18 protein-coding genes are annotated in these 19,416 nt (G+C 64.2%); 9 read left to right on the top strand and 9 right to left on the bottom strand.

Features of this window, described 5'->3' with window-relative positions; all coding sequences use genetic code 11:
* Positions 1–3: 3 nt before the first annotated feature.
* From EN853_RS19950 to EN853_RS19930, 5 genes are all read right to left on the bottom strand, one after another.
* Complete coding sequence (locus tag EN853_RS19950) at positions 4–1,674, bottom strand: ABC transporter ATP-binding protein (protein WP_127861103.1); 1,671 nt, start codon at positions 1,672–1,674, stop codon at positions 4–6.
* A 9-nt stretch (positions 1,675–1,683) separates the two neighbouring features.
* On the bottom strand, positions 1,684–2,820 hold the full coding sequence (locus EN853_RS19945) for an ABC transporter permease (protein ID WP_127861104.1): 1,137 nt from the start codon (positions 2,818–2,820) through the stop codon (positions 1,684–1,686).
* The gene (locus tag EN853_RS19940) at positions 2,821–3,828 is read right to left on the bottom strand and encodes an ABC transporter permease (RefSeq protein ID WP_127861105.1); all 1,008 of its coding nucleotides are present in this window, start codon (positions 3,826–3,828) and stop codon (positions 2,821–2,823) included.
* Between the two features lie 112 nt (positions 3,829–3,940).
* Positions 3,941–6,019, bottom strand: a complete 2,079-nt coding sequence (locus EN853_RS19935) for an ABC transporter substrate-binding protein (RefSeq protein ID WP_127861106.1) — start codon at positions 6,017–6,019, stop codon at positions 3,941–3,943.
* A 100-nt stretch (positions 6,020–6,119) separates the two neighbouring features.
* Complete coding sequence (locus EN853_RS19930) at positions 6,120–7,586, bottom strand: alpha-glucosidase/alpha-galactosidase (protein WP_127861107.1); 1,467 nt, start codon at positions 7,584–7,586, stop codon at positions 6,120–6,122.
* A gap of 247 nt (positions 7,587–7,833) precedes the next feature.
* Between EN853_RS19930 and EN853_RS19925 the strand changes: the two genes are divergently transcribed.
* A complete protein-coding gene (locus tag EN853_RS19925) occupies positions 7,834–8,676 on the top strand; it encodes an AraC family transcriptional regulator (protein WP_127861205.1) in 843 nt (280 codons plus the stop codon).
* A gap of 12 nt (positions 8,677–8,688) precedes the next feature.
* Here the strand turns inward: EN853_RS19925 and EN853_RS19920 are convergent, their stop codons facing one another.
* Both EN853_RS19920 and EN853_RS19915 read right to left on the bottom strand, forming a co-directional pair.
* Entirely contained in the window at positions 8,689–9,798 is a 1,110-nt protein-coding gene (locus tag EN853_RS19920; RefSeq protein ID WP_127861206.1) for a glycoside hydrolase family 25 protein, read from the bottom strand.
* Between the two features lie 128 nt (positions 9,799–9,926).
* Complete coding sequence (locus EN853_RS19915) at positions 9,927–10,163, bottom strand: hypothetical protein (RefSeq protein WP_127395167.1); 237 nt, start codon at positions 10,161–10,163, stop codon at positions 9,927–9,929.
* 461 nt (positions 10,164–10,624) lie between these two features.
* Here EN853_RS19915 and EN853_RS19910 point away from each other — a divergent pair, with 461 nt between their 5' ends.
* Both EN853_RS19910 and EN853_RS19905 read left to right on the top strand, forming a co-directional pair.
* A complete protein-coding gene (locus EN853_RS19910; protein WP_127861108.1) occupies positions 10,625–12,394 on the top strand; it encodes an acyl-CoA dehydrogenase in 1,770 nt (589 codons plus the stop codon).
* A 25-nt stretch (positions 12,395–12,419) separates the two neighbouring features.
* Positions 12,420–13,175 carry a crotonase/enoyl-CoA hydratase family protein gene (locus EN853_RS19905; protein ID WP_127861109.1) on the top strand — a complete coding sequence of 252 codons (756 nt, stop codon included), beginning with the start codon at positions 12,420–12,422 and terminating at the stop codon, positions 13,173–13,175.
* 5 nt (positions 13,176–13,180) lie between these two features.
* On the opposite strand, the gene EN853_RS19900 is transcribed toward EN853_RS19905, so the two are convergent.
* Positions 13,181–13,813 (bottom strand): LysE family translocator, encoded by a 633-nt coding sequence (locus tag EN853_RS19900; protein WP_127861110.1) that lies wholly within the window; start codon positions 13,811–13,813, stop codon positions 13,181–13,183.
* Between the two features lie 253 nt (positions 13,814–14,066).
* On the opposite strand from EN853_RS19900, the gene EN853_RS19895 reads away from it, so the two are divergent.
* From EN853_RS19895 to EN853_RS19880, 4 genes are read left to right on the top strand one after another with little or no spacing between them, the layout of a single operon-like run.
* Entirely contained in the window at positions 14,067–15,392 is a 1,326-nt protein-coding gene (locus tag EN853_RS19895; RefSeq protein WP_127861111.1) for a hypothetical protein, read from the top strand.
* Positions 15,385–15,978, top strand: a complete 594-nt coding sequence (locus EN853_RS19890) for a hypothetical protein (protein ID WP_127861112.1) — start codon at positions 15,385–15,387, stop codon at positions 15,976–15,978. The genes EN853_RS19895 and EN853_RS19890 overlap by 8 nt, the downstream gene beginning before the upstream one ends.
* On the top strand, positions 15,975–16,553 hold the full coding sequence (locus tag EN853_RS19885) for a hypothetical protein (protein ID WP_127861113.1): 579 nt from the start codon (positions 15,975–15,977) through the stop codon (positions 16,551–16,553). The genes EN853_RS19890 and EN853_RS19885 overlap by 4 nt, the downstream gene beginning before the upstream one ends.
* Positions 16,554–16,563: 10 nt before the next feature.
* Complete coding sequence (locus EN853_RS19880) at positions 16,564–17,133, top strand: hypothetical protein (RefSeq protein WP_127861114.1); 570 nt, start codon at positions 16,564–16,566, stop codon at positions 17,131–17,133.
* Between the two features lie 92 nt (positions 17,134–17,225).
* On the opposite strand, the gene pdxH is transcribed toward EN853_RS19880, so the two are convergent.
* Positions 17,226–17,843, bottom strand: coding sequence for a pyridoxamine 5'-phosphate oxidase (gene pdxH, locus EN853_RS19875; protein WP_127861115.1), 618 nt, complete (start codon positions 17,841–17,843; stop codon positions 17,226–17,228).
* Between the two features lie 40 nt (positions 17,844–17,883).
* On the opposite strand from pdxH, the gene EN853_RS19870 reads away from it, so the two are divergent.
* Together EN853_RS19870 and EN853_RS19865 are read left to right on the top strand one after the other, a co-directional pair.
* Positions 17,884–18,348: an RT0821/Lpp0805 family surface protein gene (locus tag EN853_RS19870; RefSeq protein ID WP_127861116.1), complete on the top strand. Its 465-nt coding sequence runs from the start codon at positions 17,884–17,886 to the stop codon at positions 18,346–18,348.
* A gap of 118 nt (positions 18,349–18,466) precedes the next feature.
* A complete protein-coding gene (locus tag EN853_RS19865) occupies positions 18,467–19,396 on the top strand; it encodes a J domain-containing protein (RefSeq protein ID WP_127861117.1) in 930 nt (309 codons plus the stop codon).
* The last annotated feature ends 20 nt before the right edge of the window (positions 19,397–19,416 follow it).

Raw genomic sequence — 19,416 nt, 5'->3', positions numbered from 1 at the left:
ACTCTAAGCCACGTCGAAGGCGGCCCTCACGAGCCGTTCGGTGTAGGCGGTCTTGGGATTGGAAAGCACTTCGTCGACGGGTCCCTGTTCGACGATCTTGCCGTCCTGCATGACGATGACGCGATGACACAGCGCCCGCACCACCTTGAGGTCGTGCGAGATGAAGAGGTAGCTCAGGCCGCGCTCGTCCTGCAGCTTGCGCAACAGGTCGATGATCTGCGCTTGCACCGAAAGGTCGAGTGCCGAAGTCGGCTCGTCGAGCAGGATGAATTCCGGTTCTAGCGCGATCGCCCGCGCGATCGCGATGCGCTGGCGCTGGCCGCCGGAGAATTCGTGCGGGAACCGCGACAGGATTTCGCCGGGCATGCCGGCGCTCACCAGCGCCTCGCGCACCCGATCGATGCGCTCGCGCCGCGTCGCGCCCAACCTGTTCACGGCCAGCCCTTCCTCGATGATCTGGCCGATCGTCATGCGCGGATTGAGCGAGGAGAACGGGTCCTGGAAGACGATCTGCATGCGCGAGCGCAGCGGCCGCATCTCGGCGCGCGACAGGCCCTGGATCGGCTGGCCGTCGAAGCGGATCGCGCCGCGCTTGGCGTCCAGCAGCCGAAGCAGGGCCTGGCCGAAGGTGGTCTTGCCGGAACCGGATTCGCCGACCAGCCCGAGCGTCTCGTGGCGGCAAAGCTTGAGATCGAGGTCGTCGACCGCGACCAGCTCGCGCCAGTCTGGCTTGAGGAAGCTGCCGTGGCGCAGCGTGAAGCAGACGCGCACGCCGTTCGCCTCGAGGATGGTGCCGCAGCCCTCGGGCAGCGGCTGCGGCCGCCCACGCGGCTCGGAGGCGAGCAGCCGCTTCGTGTAGGGATGCTGCGGGTCGGCGAAGAGCCGCTCGGTGACGTTGTGCTCGCGCATCTCGCCATGCTGCATGACATAGACATAGTCGGAGAACTTGCGCACCACGGTGAGGTCGTGGGTGATCAGGATCACCGCCATCCGCAATTCCTTCTGCAGGTTGCGGATCAGGTTCAGGATCTGTGCCTGCACCGTGACGTCGAGCGCCGTCGTCGGCTCGTCGGCGATCAGCACGTCGGGGTCGTTGGCCAGAGCCATCGCGATCATGACGCGCTGGCGCTGCCCGCCGGAGAGCTGATGCGGATATTGCTTGAGCCGTGCTTCCGGCTCGGGGATCTGCACATGCCGCAAAAGCTCGAGCGCCCGCGCCCAGGCCTCCTTTCGGCTCACCTTGCGGTGCACCCTGATCGCCTCGACGATCTGGCTGCCGACCGTGTAGATCGGGTTGAGCGAGCTCATCGGCTCCTGGAAGATCATCGAGATGCGGTTGCCGCGCAGCTTGCGCCGGGCGCGCTCGGAAAATTTCAGGATGTTCTGGCCGTGATAGTCGACGCTCGATTTCGGCGATACCGTCGCCCGCCGTGACAGCAGCCCCATGACGGTTCTCGCCGTCACCGATTTGCCGGAGCCGGATTCGCCGACGATCGCGATCGTCTCGCCGCGATAGAGCTGGAACGAGACGTCCCTGACCGCCTCGACGGTGCCGTGCTCGACCTTGAAGGCGACCTCGATGTTGCGGGCGTCGATGACGGGCTGGTCATGGCGGCCGTCATGGTCGTGCCTGACGGCCGGTGCGAAGGAGTCTGCGAGCGCGACGGTCGTCATCCAGTCACCTCAATAGGGATCGACGGCATCGCGCAGGCCGTCGCCCAGCGCGTTGAAGGCAAAGACGGCGATCAGTACGAAGCCGACCGGCGACAGGATCCAGGGATAGGTTCCGATGACCGAATAGGTCGCGGTGTCCTGCAGCATCAGGCCCCAGGAGATCAGCGGCGGCTTCACCGCGAAGCCGAGGAAGCCGAGGAAGGATTCAAGCAGCACCACTGTCGGGATCGCCAGCGTCACCGCGACGATCACGTGGCTCATCACATTGGGGAAGATGTGCTGCATGATGATGCGCCGGTCGGTGGCGCCGACCGCCATGGCGGCGCGCACATAATCGATCCGCGCCAGCGCCAGCGTCTTGCCGCGCACCTCGCGCGACATCTGCGCCCAGCCCAGCGCCGACATGACGATGATGACGAAGGCGAGGAAGACGTTGGTCGGCGCGGTGACCGGGATCAGCGTCGTCAGCGCGAGATAGAGCGGCAATTGAGGGAAGGCGAGCACCAGCTCGACGAAGCGCTGCATCCAGACGTCGAACCGGCCGCCGAAATAGCCCGAGACCATGCCGACGGTGGTGCCGATGACGGTGATGATGAAGACCACCGTCAGCGCGATCATCAGCGAGACGCGCGAGCCGTGGATGGCGCGCGACAGCACATCGCGGCCGAACTTGTCGGTGCCGAGGAAATGCACCGGTTCGCCGTCCATGGAGCCGAAGAAATGCCGGTCCGATGGAATCAGTCCGAGGAGCTTGTAAGGCGCGCCCTCGACGAAGAAGCCGAGCAGCCGCGGATGGTCGTAGTCCGGGCCGACGATCGGCTGGAAGGTGACCGGATCGAGGTCGGTCGACTCGGCCAACGCATAGATCCTGGGCCGCGCGACGAAATTGCCATCCTTGTCGTGGAAGCTTGGGACCTCCGGCGGCGCAAAGGCGATATCGGTCGCCTTCGGGTCCAGGGGCGCCAGGAATTCCGCAAAGAGCGCCATCACCAGCAAGAGCACAACCAGGCAAAGTCCCGCCATGCCGGTCCAGGAGCGCTTCAGCCGGCGCCAGACCAGCGCGACGTAGCTTTCATTGCCGTGCGCGGGCTGGTGCACTGCGCCTTCGGCCGGCGGTGGCGGGGGTGACGGATCGCGCGCCAACATCTAATGCTCCCCGAACTGGCGCACGCGCGGATCGAGCAGCGCGAGCAGCATGTCGGCGATGATGTTGCCGACGATCAGCGTTGCCGACAGCACCATCATGAAGGTCGCCGTCACATAGACGTCGCCCACCGCCATCGAGCCGACGATCGCCGGCCCGACGGTCGGCAGCGCGAAGATGATCGCCGTCTCGATCTCGCCTGTGAGCATGTAGGGCAGCACCACGCCCTGATACATGACCAGCGGATGCAGCGCGTTGGGCACCGCGTGGCGCATGACGACGGCGCCTCCGGTCAGGCCCTTGGCCTTCGCCGTCTCGACATATTGCGCGTTGAGCGTGTCGAGCAGATTGCCGCGCATGACGCGCATATTGTAGGCGAGGCCGCCGAAGGTCGCGATCGCCACCACCGGCCAGACATGCTTCACCAGGTCGACGAACTTCGCCCACGACCATGGCGCGCCGCCATATTGCGGCGAGAAGAACGAGCCGATCTCCGACACGTTGAACTGGAAGACCAGGAGATAGACGATGATCAGCGCCATCAGGAAGCGCGGCACCGTCATGCCGAGGAAGGAGATGGCTGAAAGCGTCGAGTCGATCCAGGAATATTGCCGGGTCGCCGCCCATATGCCGAAGCCGATGCCGAGCACCGAAGCGAGCAGGTGGCAGACCAGCGCAAGCAGCAGCGTGCGCGGCAGGCGTTCGCCGACCACATCGGCCACCGGCTTGTTGTAATAGAGGCTGTAGCCGAAATCGCCCCGGGTGAGGATGCCGCCGACCCAGTTGAGATACTGGATGGGCAATGGCTTATCGAGGCCATGTTCCTTCCGGTAGGCCTGCGCCTGCGCATCCGCCTCGGCGTAGGAAGCTCCGCCCTGGTTGATCAACTGCGAACGGATATAGTCGGCATAGTCGCCAGGCGGCGCCTGGATGATGGCGAAGGTGACGAGGCTCAAAATGGCAAGCACGGGAAGCGCCGACGCTATGCGCATGAGCAGGAATCGCAACATGGACGGTCTGCTTCCTTTGTCTGCCGGTCGCTCCCTCGGGTGCGTTCGGAAGTTTCGTTGGTCCGGCCGCGCCGCGGCGCGGCCGGACTTTCTTCGTCAGGGGAGGTAAACCTTACATCGGGCCCTTGTCTCCCGGTTTGCCGGGCAGCTCCTCGGGGTAGAGTTCGTACTTGGCCTGCTTGTCGGCCGGGACGAAGACGCGTTCGCGGACGATCGAATCCTCGGCCCAGTTGAACATGAAGATCGGCGTGCCCTGCGGTATGTTCGAGAAGCGCTTGTTGATGATCAGCGCGCCCGGATATTCCGTCAGCCCGACATTGTAGATGTTTTCCGTCGAGATCTTCTGGAATTTCCTCATCAGCCCCGCGCGCTGGTCGTTGTCCTGCGTCGTGACGAACTTGTTGACGATGTCGACGAGGTCCTTCTCGAACGGCAACAGATCGACTTCGCCGCTTTCCGGCGCGCGATGGTTCCAGCTGGTCTTCGGACCGACTGGAGCGAGTTGCTCCGTGTTCTGCACGACAGAAGTAAGCTCCTGGTCGTTGCGCCGGATCAGCCAGTCGAAACGGCCCGAATATTGGATCGCGTCGCGCTGCGTGCCGTTGACCCCGTTGAGCACGACCCTCAAGCCCAGCTTTTCCATCTGCGCCACGACGCCTTCGGCGAGGCTCTTGTCGGTGGTGTAGTCGTTGTTGACCAGCATCACGATCTCGACATTCTTGCCGCCGGCGGTGCCGGCCGGGAAGTTCACGAACCCGTCGCCGTCGGTATCCTTGAGGCCGGCCTTGGCGAGCTCGGCCTTGGCGCCTTTGAGATCGAACGGATAGTAGACCGTCGACTTGCGGTCATAGAAACTGGTGCCGGAGGAGAAGCCGCCGGGATAGATGGCGGTGAACGGCCCCTTGACTAGCGAATCGCCAAGCGCCTTGCGGTTGAGCGCCATGGTCACGGCCTTGCGGAAATCCTCGTTGCGGTTCAATTCACGGATCGCCTGACCGCGCTCGTCAGGGTTGCCCCAGCCATTGGCGGAAAAGTTGAAGCGCAGATTGTAGCCGATTAGGCGCGGACCGAAGGCAAGCCGCGCCGGCGCGTTCTTCTCGGCCGCGCGCTTCAGCGAAGCGACGAAGTTTTCCGGCTGCTCGAGATTGGAGAAGTCGCCCGAGCCCGCCACCGCCTGCACGTCGCGGTCGGCCCAGGTCGAGAGCTTGTACTGCAGCTCGTTGAGATAGGGCAGCTGGTTGCCCTTCTCGTCGACCTTCCAGTAATAGGGGTTGCGGCGCATGACGACGATGTCGTCCGGCCGGTATTCGACCGGCACCCAGGCGCCCATCACCGGAATGTTCATGTATTCCGGCGGGAAGGCGTTCTTGAACTGGTCGTAGGTGTTCTTCGAATATTTCGGATGCTGCGGCTTCAATATGTGCGCGGGGCCGGGGCAGAAGGTGCCGTAGGCCATCGCATAGAGATACTGTCGCGGGAAGGCCTCCTTGAAAGTCCATTCGACCGTGTAGTCGTCGACCTTCTTCAACGTCGTGCCGACGCCGAACGTTTCGGGTGTCGCGCCGTTCAGCGGCGATACATTGGGATCGACCACCTCGTCGTCCCAGTAGAACATGACATCGTCGGCATTGAAGGGGACGCCGTCCGACCATTTGGCGCCTTCGATCAGATGCATCGTCAGCTTGTGGCCGTCGCTCGACCAGTCCCAGCTTTTGGCGAGGTTCGGCAGCGGCTCGGTGTCCTTTGCATCGACCTGGAACAGCGGCGCGGTGCGTGTCAGGCATTCGGAAAGCGCGATGTCGATGCCGCCCCAGCCTTGCGTCTGGCCGGCGCCGTAGTTCCAGCCTTCCGGCCGGCCGCCGATGACGTGCCGCATCGTGTCGCCATAGACGCCGATGCCGTCCGTCATGTTCGCGGTCTTGAAGACCAGCGGCTCCTTCGGCAGCCTGTCCTTCACCGGCGGCAGCTTGCCGGCCTTGACGTATTTCTCCGTTACCCAGTCCGGCTCGTGATATTCGGGCAGCGCCTTGAACTCCAGGATGGAGTCGCGCGCAACAAGATGGATCTTGCCCTCGGCCGGAAACGTCGCCGGCTCGGGCGGGATCGTCGGTTCGGATGCGAAGGCGTGTGCCGGAATGGCAACGCTCATCGCCAGTCCGGCGGCAAAGCCAATTCTGCGTAAGGTCCTCATCGTCTCCTCCCAGTTGTTTGGACGCCTGCTGCTGCCCGCTTGTTCTTCCGGGCGGCTGATTTGGCGGACCTGCCTCCCGCATGTCCGCCGGGGCATGGTCTCAGCCGGCCTGCTTGAGCGCCGCCTTCTCGGCGCGCAATTCCTCGATCGAGCGCACGCTCCGGCGCGCCGCGCCGGCCCATTCACGGGTCTTGACCTTGGATTTCGAAAGCCGCTCTTTCGCCGCCGGCACGGCATGCGCGTATTGCGGCAGCCATTGAGCTTGGGCGACGACCATCTCGTCCACCATCTGCCAGACCTCCTCCGGCGTCGACACCGCGCCGACCAGCGGATCGTGCAGCACGGCTAGCTTCAAGAGGTCGATGTCGCCGGCGATCGCCGCATGCACCGACATGCGCTGCACGTTGATCGAGGACATGCAGGTGGCGGCGCAGGCCTCCGGCAGCGTGATGCCGGCCGCCATGTTGATGCCGAAACGGTCGACGAAGCCGGGCGATTCGATGATGGCGTCCTGCGGCAGGTTGGTGATCACGCCATTGTTCTTGACGTTGAAGTGGCCGCGATAGACGCGGTTCGTCTCCAGCGCTTCGAGGATGTGGCTGGCATGCTCGTTGGAGCGTGCGGCCGGATCGATCGGCTTCGACGCCGCTTCGAGGAACTGCGGATATTCCGTCTCGAACCAATTGCGGGTCTCGGTCGAGTAGCGGAGATAGCCGCCGGTCTCGCCATGGATCCAGTCGGACATGTCGATCCAGCGTGTGATCTCGTCGGGACGCTTGCGGTACCAGGGCAGATACTCCGACAGATGGCCATTGCTTTCGGTCGAATAGACGCCGAAGCGCTTCAGCACGTCGATGCGCAGCTTTTCCTGCTTCGAATAGACCGGATGCGCCTCGAAGGCGGCGACCAACTCGTCCTTGCCGATCCGGCGGCCGTTCAGCCTGAGCTCGATGAACCAGGTCTGGTGGTTGATGCCGGAACAGACGTAGTCGAGCTCCTTGGGCGACTTCGCGCCCAGCACTTCGGCGATCTGCCTGGCGCCGTGCTGCACGCCGTGGCAGAGGCCGACCGTGTCGACCTTGCCGTATTCGATCGCTGCCCAGGTGTTCATCGCCATCGGGTTGGCATAGTTGAGGAACTTTGCGCCGGTATCGGCGACCTCGCGTATGTCCTTGCAGAAATCGAGGATCACCGGGATGTTGCGCTGGCCGTAGAGGATGCCGCCGGCGCAGATCGTGTCGCCGACGCACTGGTCGATGCCATATTTCAGCGGGATGCGGATGTCGTCGGCATAGGCCTCCAGGCCGCCGACGCGCACGCAGCTGATGATGTAGCGTGCGCCCTCCAGCGCCTTGCGGCGTTCGGTCGTCGCTGTCACCTTCGTCGGCAAATTGTTGGCTTCCACGATCCTGTCGAGGATCGCCTTGATCATCCCGAGATTGTGCTCGCTGATGTCGGTCAGCGCGAACTCGATGTCCCGGAATTCGGGGACGCACAAAATATCGGTGAACAGCTTCTTGGTGAATCCGACGCTGCCGGCGCCGATAATAGCGATTTTGAAACTCATCGTCTTCACCTCGATCCAATCGAATGCTAGGCAAGGAGAAGCAAGGGGGGATATGGCCGCGCGCCACAGCGCGCATGCCATTCGAAGCCGGAAATCCGGCTTTTTCTCCTCCCGCCCGCTCCTCGACCGCGGGTCTTTCGCGTTCTTGAGGGCCCGATTATGCGCTTATTCGCGAGCGCGGCCAGAGAAGGATTATGCTTTCGAGGGTAATTTTGTGCTGCGAGACCTGATCGCCAACGGACAGTCGATGCGGACGATCTCGCTGCCGCGCGGCCGCCAGCGCCTGCATGCCATGCCGACCAGTACGGGCTATGAGTTGCGCGAGGACGAAACCTACGACTGGGACGGCCGGAAACGCGGCCAGACCCCGTTCACGGTTCTTCAGCATACGATCAGCGGCACCGGCCAGTTGCGTTACGAGAGCCGCAACTATCGTCTGCAGGCGAACGATACTCTGCTGGTGCTGGTGCCGCATAACCATCGCTACTGGTTGGCCAAGGGCGACCGCTGGGAATATTTCTGGATCTCGATGAACGGCGAGGAGGCGCTGCGCATCCACAAGTCGATCCTCAGCGTCTCGGGGCCTGTGTTCCGGCTGCAGCCGGCGACCGTCGACCATCTTGCCGATTGCAGCCTGCGCCTCATCAAGGGAGCGGGTTCGCCGGGCGCGGCCTCCGCGATCGCCTATGAGGCGGCGATGGCGCTCTATGACGATGTCTTCGGCTCGCATGCCTTTGCAGAAAAACAGAGCGCCATGCAGCCGGTCATCGACCACATCAACGCCAATCTCGACAAGCCGCTGCCGGTGGCGGAACTGGTCGGGATCAGCGGTCTCAGCCGCGCTCATTTCTCGCGCTGCTTCGCCGAGAGCGAAGGATTGCCGCCGGCTGAATTCGTGTTGCAGCAGCGGCTGCAGCGCGCGGCGAAATTGCTGACCAGAGCGGATTTCCTGCCGGTGAAGGAAGTCGCTGTGCTGTGTGGTTTTGAGGATGCGAACTACTTCTCCAAGGTGTTTCGCCGCTGTTACGGCATCAACCCGACGCAGTTTCGCACCACCGGCATGTATGCCAGCCTGGGTAATCATCGTTGACGCTACCGTTGGCTATTGTCGGCGGTGGTCGAGCGCCGTCGAAGCGGTGTTGACCGGGTCGGCCGCGGCGAGGGCGGCGTCGAGCTCTTCGGGCGTGCGCTGCTCTGCACGCTTCCAGGCGACATACTGGACAATGCCGAAGCTCGGGCGTTGCGGCACGGTCTTCACCACCGGCATGTGGAATCCGTCGCGGAATTTCTCCCAGCGCGCGCCAAGCACCGCTACCAGCTCCTCGATGGTCGGCGGCGTCGCGACATCGGCATAGGTGATGGTGACCTTGCCGGCGAGGCCTGCTGCGCGCGGGATCGGCACCGGGATGGAGGCGAGGTAATCCGCCGGCACGTCGATCAGCCCGCCGAAGGCCCATTGCTGGCGCAACTCATCGGCTTTCATCGGCGCGACGCTGACATCGATGTCGTTGGGCGTGCCCGGCACGCGATAGGGGCAGCTGAAGCGGCCGCAATTCGCCTTCGCGGAAAACTGCCAGAGCGCGTAACCCTGCCAGTTGCCCATCGGGAAATGCACGTCGATGTCCGGCTTGTAGCGCGCGTACCAGAGCGGCAGCCGCGACAAGAGCCGGTAGGTGTAGCGGTTGTCGGCGATGTACTGGGCGGTCTTGCCGTTCGAGTAGAGCACCGGGAAGCGGCCGAGGCGGCGGTGCACCTGGCGCACGAATTCTTCCGCGTCCTCGAGCGACATCCATTGCGTCGGATCGATGCCCTCGATGTCGAGGGCGATGAGATCGTCCGGCGCCGGCTCGGCGAAATCGACGAAATTGTTGGCCTGCTCGATCGGGTTGCCGGGGCGGGCAAGGTGATAGGCGCCCCACTTCAGGCCGAGCGCCTTGGCCACCACCTTGCGCGTCTGGAACAGCTCGCGCGTCACCGCATAGCGCTTCCACAGCGCCTTGCAGAGCTTGACGTCGGTTTCGCTGCCCAAGCAGAAATAGGGTGGCGGCAGCCCGTCGGAAGCCTTGTTGATGAAGCCGACGATGCGCTTGTCGGTGGCAAGCTCAGCCCAGTCGATGGAGTTGTATTCGTAGGCGTCGATCACCAGCGCGCGGTCGGCATTCTTCCACGGCTCGGAGAAATCCGAGGCCTTTGCCGCCGTGCCCAGCGCCATCGCAGCAGCGAGAAGCGCCAGGCGGCGAAGAGAGCGCGCCGGCTTTTTCAATCAGGGTTGTCCCCACTGACCAGGGGATGATCCTGAACCGCTATGGTTAAGGAAGTGCTTTCAAAGCCGTTTGGCGCTCAGCGCCGAAACAACGACTGGACCGCGAACGGATCGGGTGCCGGCTCCTGCGGCAGCGTGCCTTCGGCCGCGCGCTTCTTGTGATGCGTCAGCGAGCATTGCGGCGAGCACAATATGCCGCGATCCGACCAATAGGCCGGGCCGTTGTCGAGTTTGCCCTCGTGATACCAGAAGCCCGTCGCCCGATAGGGCAGGCCGCATTCGATGCAGCGATAGGCGTCAGGTCTGGCAAGCATGGGATGTTCCGATTCAATCTGGCCGATCAGTCGATGAAGATCATATCAGCAGGATGCAATTCCTTATCGTAGAAATTTTGAGGGCTGGGGCAGTGGCCTTGAGGGTATAGAGCAGCCTTGAAAATCGCCAAAGCCTTCGCGGTTTCGTCATCCTATGGCGGAGCAAGGAGCGAAGCGACGCGGCGCAGACCATAGGATCCTGCCGTTACATCCAGGCGTTTCCACGATCCAGAATTCTGCTCCGCCGTATTCTTCGCGCGAGGTCACGGCATAGTCCTAGGGTCTACCCGTCCGCTTCACTCCCGCTCGCCCGTGGATGACAAAGATCATGCAGCGAATGCAAAATCCGCGTGACAAAATTTGACGTTTACGTAAAAAGAAGGCGCGAGACCAACCCAAAGGCGGATGGTCTCGCTTCGGCCGCGCGACTACGGTGGCCGGAACGGAGGAGGAGCAGCAAAATGTACCGCGCACCGGTCGAGGACATCGCTTTCACGCTGAAGCACGTTGCCGGCCTGAAGCCGGCGCTGGATTCCGGCACCTTCGGCGATCTCGGCGAAGACCTGGTCGACGCGATACTTGCCGAGGCCGGCCGCTTTGCCAGCGAGGAGGTGGCGCCGCTCTATAAGATCGGCGACGAGCATGGCGCGGTCTTGAAGGACGCGGCCGTCACCATGCCGCCCGGCTGGAAGGAGCTTTACCGCCGCTGGATCGACGGCGGCTGGAACGCGCTGTCGGGACCGGAGGAGTTCGGCGGCCAGGGCCTGCCCACCATGCTTGCCGTCGCCGCGCTCGAAATGTGGAATTCCGCCGCCATGGCCTTCGGCATCGGCCCGACGCTGACCATGGGCGCGGTGGAAGCCCTCGACAAGCACGCCTCCGAGGCGCTGAAGGAAAAGTATCTGGTGAAGCTCGTCTCCGGCGACTGGATGGGCACGATGAACCTGACCGAGCCGCAGGCCGGCTCCGACCTCGCGGCCTTGCGCACCCGTGCCGAGCCTGCCGGCGACGGCACCTACCGCATCTTCGGCCAGAAGATTTTCATCACCTATGGCGAGCACGATTTCACCGACAACATCGTGCATCTGGTGCTGGCCAGGCTTCCCGACGCGCCGGCCGGCACGCGCGGCATCTCGCTGTTCCTGGTGCCGAAATTCCTGGTCAATGACGACGGCTCGCTCGGCGCCCGCAACGACGTCTTCTGTTCCGGCCTCGAGCACAAGCTCGGCATCCATGCCTCGCCGACCTGCACCATGATCTACGGCGACGGTTTTTCAGGCGAGACGCCCGGCGCCATCGGCTGGCTGATCGGCGAGGAGAACAAGGGGCTGGCCTGCATGTTCACCATGATGAACAACGCCCGCCTTGCCGTCGGCATGCAGGGCGTGGCGGTGGCCGAGACCGCGACGCAAAAGGCGATCGCCTATGCCAATGAGCGCCGCCAGGGCAAGGCCTCGGACTATGCCGGCTCCGGCATGGCGCCGATCGTCCATCACCCGGACGTGCAGCGCAATCTTCTCACCATGCGGGCGCTGACCCAGATCGCGCGCGCCATCAGCTATTCCTGCGCGCATGCCATCGACCGCGCCCGCGTCGCAAAGGGCGAGGCCGCCGCCACTTGGCGCGACCGTGCCAACTTGCTGACGCCCTTGGCAAAGGCCTTTTCGACCGACGTCGGCGTCGAAGTCGCCTCGCTGGGCGTCCAGGTGCATGGCGGCATGGGTTTCGTCGAGGAGACGGGTGCTGCAGCGCTTTATCGAGATGCTCGCATCGCGCCGATCTATGAAGGCACCAACGGCATCCAGGCGATCGACCTCGTCTCGCGCAAACTGCCGCTCGCCGGCGGCGAGCATGTGCATCGCTACATCGGCGAGCTGAAAGCGACGGCCGATGCGGTTCGCACTTCGAATATCGAGGGCTTCGGCCGCACCGCCGACAATCTCGACCGGGCGCTTGCCGATCTCGACGAGGCGACGCGCTTTTTGCAACAGCTCATGGCCGACGGCAAAGCCGACGCCGCCATGGCCGGCGCCACGCCCTATCTGCGCTTGATCTCGCTCGCCGCCGGCGGCGCCTATCTGGCGCAGGGCGGGCTCGTTGAGCGCAGCCGCATCGCGCTCTGCCGCTTCTTTGCCGAAAACCTGCTTGGCGAGACGCGCGCCTTGAAGGAGCGCGTCATCGACGGCGCCGAGAGCCTCGCCGCCGCCGGCAAGGCGCTGATATCCGCTTGACCCCTGATATTCGAAGGAACCGACCGTGACCGACCATGTCCTCATCGAGCGCCGGGGCGCCGTACAGATCATACGCATGAACCGGCCGGACAAGAAGAACGCGCTGACGCGCGCCATGTACGCGAAAATGTCGGCCGCTCTTATCGAGGGCGACGCCGATCCGGCGGTTCGCGTCCACGTCTTCCTCGGCGTGCCCGGCGCCTTTTCTTCCGGCAACGATCTTGCCGACTTCCTGGTCATCGCCACGGGCGGCGAGGGCGGCAACGAGGTCTGGGATTTCCTGATGGCGCTGGCCAAGACTGAAAAGCCGATGGTGTCGGGTGTCGACGGCATCGCGGTCGGCATCGGCACCACGCTCAACCTGCATTGCGACCTGACTTTCGCCACGCCGCGCACGCTCTTCCGCACCCCCTTCGTCGACCTCGGCCTCGTGCCGGAGGCCGGCTCGAGCCTGCTTGCGCCGCAGGTCCTCGGCCGGCAGGGCGCCTTTGCGCTACTGGGCCTCGGCGAAGGTTTCTCCGCCGAGCGCGCCAAGTCCGCCGGGCTGATTTATGAGGTGGTCGCGGGAGACGCGCTGGAAGGTGCGGTGCTCGCCGCTGCCGATGATATCGCCGCCAAGCCGCCGCAGGCGCTGAGGATCGCCCGCGACCTGATGCGCGGCCCGCGTGAAGATCTCATCGCTCGCATCAAGGTGGAAAGCGAGCATTTCCACGAGCGGCTGAAGTCCGACGAGGCGCGCGCCGCGCTCACCGCTTTCATGACGCGCAAGAAGGCGAGCTGACCGAGCTATCGCTGCTCGGCCGCGATGCGGATGCCAAGGCCGATCAGTAGCGTGCCGCTGACCGCTTCGACGATCCGGCGCACATTCGGCCGTCGCAGCCAGTCGCCGGCCTTGGCCACGACGGTCGCGTAGATGGTCAGCCATGTGAAGGTGATCAGCGCGAAGACGACGCCGAGCAGGAGCAGCGACAGAAAAGACGGTTGTCCGGCCGGCACGAATTGCGGCAGCAGGCTGGGGAAAAACACCGCTATCTTCGGATTGCCGAGATCGCTGATGAAGCCTTGCCGGAAAGCGGCGATCGGTGCCAGTCGTCTATGAGGCAGGGCCGGCGCCTGCACATGGTGGATGTGCACCGGCCGGATCGCCTCGCGCAGCGCCTGCATGCCGAGATAGATCAGATAGGCGGCGCCGGCATATTTGACGGCGAGGAAGAGCGGTTCGGACGCCGTCAAAAGCGCGACGAGGCCGATGCTCGTCGCCAGCGCCCAGATCGTCAAGCCGCAACCGACACCGAGCGCGGTCAGGATTCCCGCCGGGCGGCCGCCCAGCAAGGTGTTGCGGATGGTGATCGCGGTATCGGGCCCGGGCGTGACGATCACCACGAGCGCGACGCCGAGGAATGCCAGGAAGATTGCCATGCCGAACCCTCGCCAGGCTTGAGGTGCTTGCATCAATATGGCCGGAAATGGCTCCTGGCGTAAGGCGAACTGTCCGTCCAATTTCACCTAAAGGTTGGTGCAGGGGTATCAAAGCGATCCGGTCTGCACTATCTCTCGTCGACGCGTGCGGGGGGCTCGTGAAAGTGGAGAGGACATGAGCCGAGACGCCGCCATCGCTACGCGACCCGCCGGGGCATCGGAGGGCGTTCGCTGATCGACTGAATACCTCGACATGCTTGCCGACGCCGCAAAGCCACTGGCGCTGACCCTGAAACTCTGGTGGCGCTTCTGGCCGCAACTCATCGCCATGGTGCTTTTGGGCATCGTGTTCGGCGATCTGTTCATGCAGGTCGCCGCGCGAGCTGCCTTCCTCAACCACATGGCGGGCCTGGCCCTGCTGACGCTGGTTGCCTTGACCCAGCTCGTCGTCACCGTCGCCATGTTCCAGACCCTGCTGCCTGCCTTGCCGTCAGTGCGGGCCGCGCAGCAGGCGGCTCAAGGCGAAAGCGAAGCCGAGCCGGGTTCAGGCGGCGGGCGGCTGGCGCGCATGGTCACTGTCGCGCTGCTGCCCTTCTTCGCCTACTACGCCGCCTGGGGTTTTCTCGGCGACACGGTGCGGCAATATTCGCGCGTCACGCTCGACATGGCGCCCTTCGGCGAGGGCGCCGGCAATGTGCTCGACGTGCTGGATTCGCGCTGGCTGATCCTGTCTGTCGTCATCTCCTGGCTGATAAGGCGCTTTGCCACCACGATGCAGAAGCGCGGCGGCTCGCGCTCCTTCTGGCAGATCGTCGTGGTCATCTGCGAGACCAACTGGATATTCATCGGTCTCTACGTGATCTCGCGCTGGAAGGACGAGGCCGTCGCCTGGATCATGAGCCGCAGCATCTTTTCCATCCTGCAGGCCGCCGCCGAAGGGGTCGCCAATCCCATCGCCAGCGCCTTTGCCGATCCGATGGTTCCCGTCGAGGTCACCTCAATCGATACCACGACCAGGCTGGTCAACCTGTTCTTCTACATGCTGCTGCCGGTGATCTGGCTGGTCCTCGCCGCTCTCATCTACGGCTACGACGTGCGCGACGACAAGGAACTGATGCGTATGCACCGGCGGGTCGAACGTGTCGGCGAGCGCTATCGAGCCATTCCGAGATTCCTGCGCGACTTCGTCGAGCACTTCATCTCGGGCTACCGCTCGCGCTACTTGCCGATCGCCAATGGCGTGCGCATCACGTTGAGCTCGGGCTTGGTGCTCATCGTCACGCTGATCGTCGGCTATCGCCTGATCGACTGGCTGGCGGCCTGGGCGTGGCTCGGCATGACACGCCTCATCGGCCCGCATGGGCTCGATACTTGGCAGGTGCTTTCCCAAGGCGTCTCGCTGCTCTTTGGCAGCCCGTTCCAGGACTCCTCGACCGGCATTCTTGTCGAGCCGGTTCGGATCTGTTTCCTCGCCGCGATCCTCGAGACGGCCTTCGCGCTGCCGAAGCGCCGGACCTCTGAAGATGCCCGGCTGGCCGGCTCACCGGGCGGAGCGGAAGTGGTGCCCCAGAATGCTTGAGAATGCCGGTTCCCGCCTGAAAGCCTGGCTGGTGGCCGGCATTGGCACCGCGGCGGCGATTGCGGCCGCCGGCGTCATGGGCGCCTTCGGCGCAAGGCACGAGCCGATGCCAGTTCTGGCGCCGGCCAGCCGGATCGAAACGGGCCAATGGCTGCTGAGGCCGCTCAAGGCCTATTCCGCCGACGGCGAGAACCTCTACGGAGTACCGCTGAAGCCTGGTGCGAAAGCGCTCGTCGTCGAGCTCGAAATGACCAACCGCACGGCAAAATCGACAAAGGACTATTTCGATGTCCTGCAGGCGAACCAGGCGACGATCGATCCGGCGACGAAACCCTTCATCGCGCTGACGCGCGATTCCACGCTGTCGCCGGAACTGCACCCAGGCATGCCGGAGAAGATGGCCTACATCTGGCAGTTGCCTGACGGAGCGACCTTGCCCGCCAAGCTCGAGCTGACGGTCGTCCGCAAGACCTACAAGCAGCGCGACAATCTCTACGGCCTGCCCGGCTGGTTCAATCCGGCGCCGGTCGGCAGGCTGACTCTGCCCGTTGGCAGAGGGCCCGATACCGCGGATATCCAGCCATGATGCGCAAACTCGCCAACATTGTCCTGCTGCTCGCCGCGGTGTCGCTTTGCTATGGGCTGCAGGCGTCGAAGCCGCGTTATGGCGACCTCATCGGGCCGATTCCCGCCCGCGGCAATCTGGGCGACACCGTCGTCGGGCGCGGCTTCGAGGTCCGTGCCGAAACGGTGGAATTCGCCCGCAACCTGAAAGTCGACAGGTTCGGTGACAGCAAGGTTCTGACCACCGGCGGTATCTGGGCCGTTGTCACGGTGGAGTTTGCGGCGCGGGCGCAATCGACGACGGTGGCGGTCGCGTCCTGGCGGGGAAGGACCGGCCTCACCTATGACCAGACCGAGCGGCTGTCCTTCGCCGATGGCCTGCTTCCCGTGGCCGTCGACCCCGGCCTGCCGAAGAAGGCGAGGCTGATCTTCGAGTTGCGGGCCGACGAGGTCAGCGATGCCACCTTGCTGGTTTCGGAAAAGCTGATGTCCGCGCTCGACTCGCAAGCCGAAATATCGCTCGGGCCGGTCGCCATCGGACCCGACGGCTTGCCGCCCGGAACGGTCGACACGCTCGATATGACGCAGCCGATCTGAGGGGTATCGAATGACGGCGCAGCTTCTGGATGGCAATAGCGGCACGAGCGAGCGGAAATGGCGCCGCCGCAGCCTTTGGTCGCTGGTTCTGCTCGTCCCGCTGAGCCTTGCCGTTGAGGCCTATGACAGCGTCAAGGCGATGCTTGGCGACAACGACCTCTTCCCGCGCCGCGTTGCCTGGGGCCAAAGCGTCCGTTTCGGCGGCAGTGACTGGAAGCTGACGGATCTGCGCGGCGCCTTCGGCATGTCGAACCTGCCGCCGGATGCCGTGCCGGTGCTGGCCGACTTCTCGGTGAAGATTGGCGATCCCGATCTGCAGAACCGATGGCTCGGTTGCAAGGTGATGCTGATCGACAAGGACGGACGGCGCTGGTCGCCGACTTCCGTCGCGTCGCTGAACACCACGGACAACGTGCAGAGCTGCACGTCGGCGATCTTCTCCGGCGCCAAGAGCGGCGACGCAGTCAACCTGCGTGAGACGTTTCTGGTGCCGAAGGAGGCCACCAAATCAATACGCCCGGCCGTCGGCGTCGCCAGCGAACGGCCGCATTTCCTGCTGTTCCAGCTGGAAAAGGATTAGAGCAATTCGAGGAAAAGTGTGTGACGGTTTTCCGTCCGGAATTGCGTAAAGACAAATACTTAGAGGGGTTCGGCGATTATCGCTGAACCGCTCTAGGGGTACAGCCGCGTCTTGTCCCAGCCGCCTTTGACGTTGCGCGAAAAGACGACGCGGTCATGCAGCCGGAAGGGACGGTCGTGCCAGAACTCGATCGTCTGCGGCAGGATGCGGAAGCCGGACCAGTGCTTCGGCCGCGGAATCTCGCCGATCGCGTAGCGCGCCGTGTATTCGGCCACCGCCTTCTCCAGCGCGAAGCGGCTTTCGAGCGGCCGCGACTGTTTCGAGGCCCAGGCGCCGATGCGGCTGCCGCGCGGCCGCGTCGCGTAGTAGGCATCGGCCTCGGCGTCGCTGACGATCTCCACCGGCCCGCGCACGCGAACCTGGCGGCGCAGCGATTTCCAGTGGAAGCACATCGCTGCCTTCATGCTGCCAAGAATCTCGCGGCCCTTGGCGCTCTCGAAATTCGTGTAGAAGACAAACCCCTTTTCGTCGAATCCCTTGAGCAGCACCATCCGCACATCCGGCATGCCGTCGGCATCGACGGTTGCCAGCGCCACGCCGTTGGGGTCGTTGGGCTCGCTCTTGGTGGCGTCCTCCAGCCATGCGGCAAACAGCCTGAACGGCTCCGCTGCCTCGGTGAAGTCACTGCTTGTTAACTCGGTTTCGTTCATAGTTTTCCAAATTTTTAACACTGCGGGAGGAGTTCGCCGATTGTCGCGTATTGCGCAAGCTTTTGACAGCGGGCAACGGGGCGTTATCGCTTCGGCCAGCGCCAAGGCTGCGCTGCTGATATTGGCGCTCCCGCTTGCCGCCTGTGGCGCCGGCGGCTTCAGCCTCGATAAGGCGGAGGTCGACCGCTCGATCGTCACCTCCAGCATGCCTTCCTCGCCCGCCCAGCCGGCGGGCAGCGACACCGATTCGGACCAGACCACCATCGGCAACGCAGTCTCGTCCGCCGATATCCGGGAGCTCGGCGGCCAGCCCGTGCCATGGGCCAATGCCGGCACCGGCTCGCGCGGTGCGATCACCGAGCTGATGGAGCTCAAGGATGGCGGCCTCAACTGCCGCCGCTTCTCCGCCACGCGCGAGAGCTTCGACGGCGTCGCCTTGTACAAGGGCGAGCTTTGCATGGCTGGTGCGGGTGGCTGGCATATGCAAGAGTTCAAAGCGCTCTGATTAATTCGGGGCGCTCTGATTTTCGCTCGCCGATCCCTCTTGCGCCACTGGAATTTCTTCCTATCCGAGCGCATATAGGGGGCAACCGTGGACTCATCCTCTTTGTCAGGCAGGAATCATGCGCGACCCCTATGAGGTGCTGGGCGTTGCAAAGAACGCATCGGCCAAGGAAATAAAATCGGCGTACCGCAAGCTCGCCAAGCAGCATCATCCGGACCAGAATCCGAATGATCCGAAGGCGAAGGAGCGTTTCGCCGCCGCCAACCAGGCATACGAGATCGTCGGCGACGAGAAGTCGCGCGCCGCTTACGATCGCGGCGAGATCGACGCCGACGGCAAGCCGAGATTCCAGGGCTTCGAGGGCGCGGCCGGCGGTGGCGATCCGTTCGCCGGCTTCCGCCGCCAGCAGGGCCCCGGCGGCGCGCATTTCGAATTCCGCACCGGTCGCCCGGGCGGCGATCCGTTCGACGGCAACAGCGATATCTTCAGCCAGATCTTCGGCGATGCCTTCTCGGGCGCGCGCGGCGCGGGCCGTGGCGACCGCCGCCAGCCGGCCCAGGCGGCGGACCTCAACGTCACGCTCGACATCACCGTCGAAGAGGCAGCCACTGCCGAGAAGGTGACGGCGATGTTCCCCGATGGCCGCAAGATGGCGGTCAAGCTTCCGGCCTATGTCGAGGACGGCCAGACCATCCGCCTCAAGGGCCAGGGCGAGCAGGGACCGGGCCAGCCCGGCGACGCGCTGGTCAAGATCCACATCCGCCGCCATCCGCGCTATCGCATCGAGGGCCGCGACCTGCATGTCGACCTGCCCGTCGACCTGGCCGACGCGGTGCTGGGCGCCAAGGTGGCCGTCGAGACGCCGACCGGCAAGCTCGCGGTCAACGTTCCGGCATGGTCGAGCTCGGACAAGGTGCTGCGGCTGAAGGGCAGGGGCCTGCCGGAAAAAACCGGTGGCCACGGCGACCTCTACGCCCATGTGCGGCTGATGCTGCCGGAGGGCGGAGATGCCGATCTCGAAGCCCTGATGCGCAAGCGAAAAGGCTGATCGAGGCGATCTTCTCCTCG

The organism is Mesorhizobium sp. M1C.F.Ca.ET.210.01.1.1 (assembly GCF_004791585.1).
Taxonomy (GTDB): Bacteria; Pseudomonadota; Alphaproteobacteria; order Rhizobiales; family Rhizobiaceae; genus Mesorhizobium.
Note: the sequence above shows the minus strand (reverse complement) of the source record. Positions and strands in the feature narration are given on the sequence as shown.

Bases quoted from the DNA above. Each gene is read 5' to 3' on its own strand.
- EN853_RS19950 (WP_127861103.1), bottom strand. From the start codon at position 1,674: ATGACGACCGTCGCGCTCGCAGACTCCTTCGCACCGGCCGTCAGGCAC.
- EN853_RS19945 (WP_127861104.1), bottom strand. From the start codon at position 2,820: ATGTTGGCGCGCGATCCGTCACCCCCGCCACCGCCGGCCGAAGGCGCA.
- EN853_RS19940 (WP_127861105.1), bottom strand. From the start codon at position 3,828: ATGTTGCGATTCCTGCTCATGCGCATAGCGTCGGCGCTTCCCGTGCTT.
- EN853_RS19935 (WP_127861106.1), bottom strand. From the start codon at position 6,019: ATGAGGACCTTACGCAGAATTGGCTTTGCCGCCGGACTGGCGATGAGC.
- EN853_RS19930 (WP_127861107.1), bottom strand. From the start codon at position 7,586: ATGAGTTTCAAAATCGCTATTATCGGCGCCGGCAGCGTCGGATTCACC.
- EN853_RS19925 (WP_127861205.1), top strand. From the start codon at position 7,834: ATGCGGACGATCTCGCTGCCGCGCGGCCGCCAGCGCCTGCATGCCATG.
- EN853_RS19920 (WP_127861206.1), bottom strand. From the start codon at position 9,798: ATGGCGCTGGGCACGGCGGCAAAGGCCTCGGATTTCTCCGAGCCGTGG.
- EN853_RS19915 (WP_127395167.1), bottom strand. From the start codon at position 10,163: ATGCTTGCCAGACCTGACGCCTATCGCTGCATCGAATGCGGCCTGCCC.
- EN853_RS19910 (WP_127861108.1), top strand. From the start codon at position 10,625: ATGTACCGCGCACCGGTCGAGGACATCGCTTTCACGCTGAAGCACGTT.
- EN853_RS19900 (WP_127861110.1), bottom strand. From the start codon at position 13,813: ATGGCAATCTTCCTGGCATTCCTCGGCGTCGCGCTCGTGGTGATCGTC.
- EN853_RS19895 (WP_127861111.1), top strand. From the start codon at position 14,067: ATGCTTGCCGACGCCGCAAAGCCACTGGCGCTGACCCTGAAACTCTGG.
- EN853_RS19890 (WP_127861112.1), top strand. From the start codon at position 15,385: ATGCTTGAGAATGCCGGTTCCCGCCTGAAAGCCTGGCTGGTGGCCGGC.
- EN853_RS19885 (WP_127861113.1), top strand. From the start codon at position 15,975: ATGATGCGCAAACTCGCCAACATTGTCCTGCTGCTCGCCGCGGTGTCG.
- EN853_RS19880 (WP_127861114.1), top strand. From the start codon at position 16,564: ATGACGGCGCAGCTTCTGGATGGCAATAGCGGCACGAGCGAGCGGAAA.
- pdxH (WP_127861115.1), bottom strand. From the start codon at position 17,843: ATGAACGAAACCGAGTTAACAAGCAGTGACTTCACCGAGGCAGCGGAG.
- EN853_RS19865 (WP_127861117.1), top strand. From the start codon at position 18,467: ATGCGCGACCCCTATGAGGTGCTGGGCGTTGCAAAGAACGCATCGGCC.